The 744-nt window shown below is 65.9% G+C and carries 1 protein-coding gene; it reads right to left on the reverse strand.

What is annotated here, in order from left to right; translation table 11 throughout:
• On the reverse strand, nt 1–641 hold a 641-nt coding region (locus AC1DQ3_RS36585; protein WP_477124960.1), incomplete at its 3' end, for a fumarylacetoacetase.
• Nucleotides 642–744: the final 103 nt, after the last annotated feature.

Genomic DNA, 744 nt, shown 5'->3' on the forward strand with positions numbered 1-744 from the left:
CCCAGTTCCAGTTCGTAGTCGAGCCGGGTGCTCGCTCCCAGTTCGGGCTGGCCCTGTCCGGCCAGCACGCGCTGGCCGACAGGCCGCCGGACTATCTGGCCAGAGAGCCCGATGCTCGACGCACGGCCGTGATACGCGACTGGCATCCACTGGAAGTTGGGCGAAAGCGCTCCATCCGGGCGCAGCAGCCTGACAATGTTGCGGGCGTGGTCGATCGAGGTATAGAAGTCGGTATAGTCGCCAATCTGTGCAGGCAAGCCATATTCGACCTCGGCCTGCGGCACCAGCGCCGCCCTGAGCAAGTCGACCCCGGCCTTCCTGCGCGCATCGAAGCCATCAAATAGCGCGTGACGCAATGCCCGCCACGCTTGAGGCCCCATGGCAAAAAAGGCATTGAGCGTCGGTTGCGTACATGCGCGGGCGGCCTCCTCGGCGAGGCCCGTCAGCGCGCCAGTTCGCACAATGGCTGCGAGGTCGATCACCCGGTCACCGAGCGCGACGCCGCCCCGGAATGCCTCGTCACTGTCCGCCCGACGAAAGACGGCAAACGGCAGGTTCTGCAGCGGGAACGCCGTGCCGTCCTGGTTCGCCGATGCCAGCCAGCTTCGCGCGGCGGGGTCGTGGGTGTGATCAAGCGGCATCAAAGTCTCCGCGCAGACTTTTCCGGCTCACCAGGACGCGGCGCTCCCGCAGCGACTGGATCGTCGCCGGATCGATGTTGCGTTCGCTCAGCAGCTCAATGTT

Source organism: Cupriavidus sp. 01T418, from assembly GCF_056398885.1.